This is a genomic window from Paragemmobacter ruber (assembly GCF_009908315.1).
Taxonomy (GTDB): domain Bacteria; phylum Pseudomonadota; class Alphaproteobacteria; order Rhodobacterales; family Rhodobacteraceae; genus Paragemmobacter; species Paragemmobacter ruber.
In genome coordinates, this window is sequence record NZ_JAAATW010000012.1 from 1 (window position 1) to 4,235 (window position 4,235).

Below are 4,235 nucleotides of genomic sequence, written 5' to 3' on the forward strand. Positions count from 1 at the left end.
CAGGCTGCGCTGCACCATCGATGGGGAACCGGTCTGCGAGATCGACCTGAAGGCGTCTCATGTGGCCATCCTGGCCGCGCTCTACCGGCACCCCCACAGGTTGCCTCAAGACCCCTATACGGCCATCAGCTGGGTCCAGACGCCGGATCTCCGCAAGGCAGCGAAGAACCTGGTGCAGTGCATGATCCATGCGCCTGGTGGACGCCCCAGCAGATTCCCGAAGCAGCAAGACGGTACCAAGTTCAGAACCAAGTACCGCCTGGGCAACGTCAGTGTGTCCGATCTGCTTCCAGCGATCTTCGAGGTCATGCCATTCTTGGATGGGTCGCCCTGTCTGACCCTTCCCCTTCAGTTCATCGAGGCGGAGATCCTGATCACCGTCCTGGAGCGTTGTCTTCGCGAAGGCCTTGCAGCCTATCCGATACACGACAGCCTTCTGGTGCGACGGTCAGATGAGGGTCGGGTCCTACGGATACTTCAAGGCACCCTGAAGGAGTTCCTCGGGCCTCATGCGCCCTGGCTAGACGTCTCGGTCGCAGGACAGGCTCCACGGCTGATCGAGCCACTTCCCTGCCCAATGGGCGCGGAGTATCGTCTCCAAGACGCACTCGGAAGCCTGACGGCTGGTCCCGTCGAATACGTCGAGGAATTCGAGGTGATCGATACTCAGGAGCATTGGGACAACTGAAAGGGTCTTACGTCTACTTGAGGGGGAGGGGATCATTTGTCTCCCTCCCCGATAGGGCTACCACAAGGTGAATAGAATACGCGAGGATGGGCAGATCGAGATTTAGCACTGCCTGCTCAAGCACAGAGAAATGAGAAGTGCGCATCAGAAGGCCGAACAAAGAGGGCATGAACACATAGCTACATATCGTTACCAATGCGAAGGGGCAGTCCATCGGGATCTTAATGTCGACCGGCCCGGTCAGCGACTAAACCGGGACATCCACTCAGTTCGAAAGCCCGCCGAAAGCGGGCTTGCTTCTGACCAGCCGGTCAAACGACACGGGCTAGCGTTGAGATGCCTTGAAAGGCGCGGGCAAGGTCTGCATCCCCAGAAGGAAACCCGTAAGAAAACGTTGAGAAACGACAAGCGGAGAGACAAGTGCTGCAACCGCACCGAAATCAATTTCGGTCGCATCAAGGACTGGAGGCGCTTCGCCGCCCGATACGACCGATAACCTTCTTCTTTGCTATTATAGTCGCAGCCAAAGCATTCGTCTGAATCTGAAACTCAATGTATCTGACCAAAAAGGAAGCAAGCATCACATGATAACCTCACACGCTCAATATCACGGGGTTTCTCATAAGTATGTCGCTCGACATCACCAGCACTTGCGTTCATCAAGTTCCTTGCTAAGCTATCACAAAGCTTGAGGGTGAGAATGGCATTTGCATCGATTTCCGCAAACCAGGAAAAGTCATTGGTGGACGCAGTCATAGCCGGTAGCTACACTCTGCTGCTCGGTGCGGGAGCAAGCCACGACTCGTCCAATGCTTTGGGTAGGCTGCCGCTGGGTTCCACCTTATTGAAGGAGCTGGCGCAGTTAACGGGCGCACCGGAAGATTCTTCACTTCAACGCGTATTCAAGCTACTGTCTCCAGACCAAATCGAAGAGCACGTTACAAGGAGACTGTCGAATTCCAAACCAGGAGCAACCGCTCTTGGAATCAGCTCCTTTAACTGGCGGCAAATATTTACATTTAACATTGATGACTCTCTTGAAGCAGCATATATTGAAAATAAAAGGCAGAAGCTGCATCCAATTCACTTCGCCGATCCCTTTGAGAGCTTTCAGACCTCGGCAGACTTACCGCTCATCTATCTGCATGGGACTGTAAAAAATCCCGAGAAGGGGTATGTCTTCAGCAGAGATCAGTATATTAAGATAATTAAAGCGCAAAATCCTTGGATGGTGTTTCTTTCTGCCGCACTAAGGTCTGAACCCGTGATTATTTCTGGAGCCTCCATGGATGAGGTCGATCTTGAGTATTACCTTGCGTTCCGAGACGAGGTATCCGTTCGCGACGATGTGCCTCCCTCAGTCTATGTTAGTAGTGATGATGGCGTGATTACTAGGTCACTCTGCAAAGAGCACGGCCTCATTCATTTTAAGGGATACTCTGCCGATTTTATCCAGTATCTGAAGACAAAAATACCGGCGCCACCTCTGATAGAAGACCGAATACCCGCTGGCATAAGGGAAATACTTCCAGCGGTCGTGGATAGGACTGCGGCCATGCAGTTTGATGCTGATTTTGAGTTGGTGCCTAGGCTTCCAAGTTTGGAGACGGGGTCAAATAAATTCTACTACGGAAGTCCGCCGACTTGGCCTGACTTGGCGGCGCAATTGGATATACCTCGACACGAAGTTGCCCCAATTGTAGCGGAGGTCTCTGGCGCACCACAGGGTCGTGAAATAATTGTCATACTGGGTGGAACCGGTACAGGGAAAACTGCAATACTACGAAGAGTGGCCTATAGCCTAGCATCCTTCGGACAAGCTCATGTGCTCTGGGCGAGTGAACTAGGCCGGATGTCTAAGTCAACTGCGAGTACTCTCGATGCGATTGACGGTTCCGTGGTTCTTGTTGTGGACAACTTCGCTGATCACGCTCAGTCAATAGCAGATCTTCTTAGCCGAGCCGAGAGGGATGATTTAACAATCATCGGCGGAGAGCGCAGCTACCGCAGACATTACATCGATCGAACTTTTGGATCGAAGGGTTACACAACGGTAGAAATCGACCCACTAAGAAATATAGACGTCGAAAGGTTAGTTCAGAAGCTTTCCGATCGTATGTTAGTAGGTTCTCACCTAGCGTTGAAAGGTGACCGATCATTCTTTGGGTCTTTGAGAAGTGACCCCGTAGCGGTTGCCACTTGTAGAATTTTGAATGATTTCAGGCCCTTGTCGAAGATCATTACAGGCCTCATCAACTCAGCCACATCTGAGCAATTGGAAGCCTTCCTATCGGTTGCAGTGTGTGCGCATTGTTTCAAGGGTGGGGTTCGTCTTTCAATTCTGTCTACGACTGCGGATTCTGAGACGTTAAGGACACTTTTGAGCTCAGCAGCAGGTCTCTCTCTTCGGTATGTTGATCCCGGCAAGAACTACGTAACGGTTGAGAACTCCACAATTGCCGATGAGATCCTTTTTGCATTGACCCGCACAAATCCAAGTGCCTTGCTGCGCGCCTTTGTAGGTATTGCAAATGCAGTCGCACCGTTTGTAAATCGAAGCGCCATACGTGCTCGATCACCTGAAGCTCGTTTAGCTGGGCGACTTTTCGACTTTGATGATGTAGTGGAGAAGTTTCTGGGTGACTTGGCTCCGGACTTCTATGAGAGCACTAAGGAGGCGTGGCGTTGGAATTCGAGATATTGGGAGCAGACAGCTCTACTGCGACTATCTCAATCAGAGCGCGTCTCGGGTGAGTCTCAGTCTGAGTTACTTGGAGAGTCCCTTCAGAATGCCCGATACTCAGTCGCGATCGAGGAGCATCCCTTTGGCCTAACGACCTTAGGTAAGGTTCTCATGTATTTGCAGAGCATTTACAGTGGTGATCGGGTTTACTTTGAAGAAGGATACGAGTGCCTTCTTAAGGCGATCTCGCTGGAGGACAAGCTTGGCAGAGTTACAATTCATCCTTATGTAACGCTAATCATAGGCTGTAACTCGTTTCTTGATCGGGGCGGGAGACTCACTGCCGTCGAAGCTCACAATGTGCGAAGGATTTGTGATCAGGCTATGCGGAGGTGGCCAGCAGAAATAGAATTGTCTGATGCTTGCAAGCGCATCATGGGCGCTACGTAGTATATTCATGTTGTCCAGGCGATATCTCTTTTTCGATTGCTGCACGGACGCTACTGTGGTCCCCGACAACTGCTTCATCTGATGCTAGGTTTTTGCCCAAGGAGAGGACCAGACTTGATGGTATCGATGTCCACTAAGTAGCAGATCGTCGCAATCCAGCGAAACTAGTAGGCGGGAGTGAAAATGACGGAGGTCTGCTGCGAGCACGCGATCACGTGTGCCACGTTCGATGTCTGGAGGGCGGGGTCTGGGAGCATAGTACAGAAAGAGGCCAAACTGCTTAAGGCGCTCGAAAACAAGAATGCAACGCTGAAGCCACTGCTGGCGGAGGCGATGGTGGACAGCACCGCGCCGAAGGATTGGCCGTTAAAAGTGGTAGCGCTCGACGCGAGGCTGCCGCTCATCTCGAACCTA

At 51.9% G+C, this 4,235-nt stretch carries 1 protein-coding gene and 2 pseudogenes; all 3 read left to right on the forward strand.

All coding sequences use genetic code 11. The features are described 5' to 3' along the window. A pseudogene (locus GU920_RS19225) lies at nt 1–688 on the forward strand (hypothetical protein); the annotation flags it as partial. Nucleotides 689–1,388: 700 nt separating this feature from the next. After that, nucleotides 1,389–3,821 (forward strand): P-loop NTPase, encoded by a 2,433-nt coding sequence (locus GU920_RS19230; protein ID WP_161768719.1) that lies wholly within the window; start codon nt 1,389–1,391, stop codon nt 3,819–3,821. 183 nt (nt 3,822–4,004) lie between these two features. Further along, nucleotides 4,005–4,235, forward strand: a pseudogene (locus GU920_RS19655) (hypothetical protein); the annotation flags it as partial.

Bases quoted from the DNA above. Each gene is read 5' to 3' on its own strand.
- GU920_RS19230 (WP_161768719.1), top strand. From the start codon at position 1,389: ATGGCATTTGCATCGATTTCCGCAAACCAGGAAAAGTCATTGGTGGAC.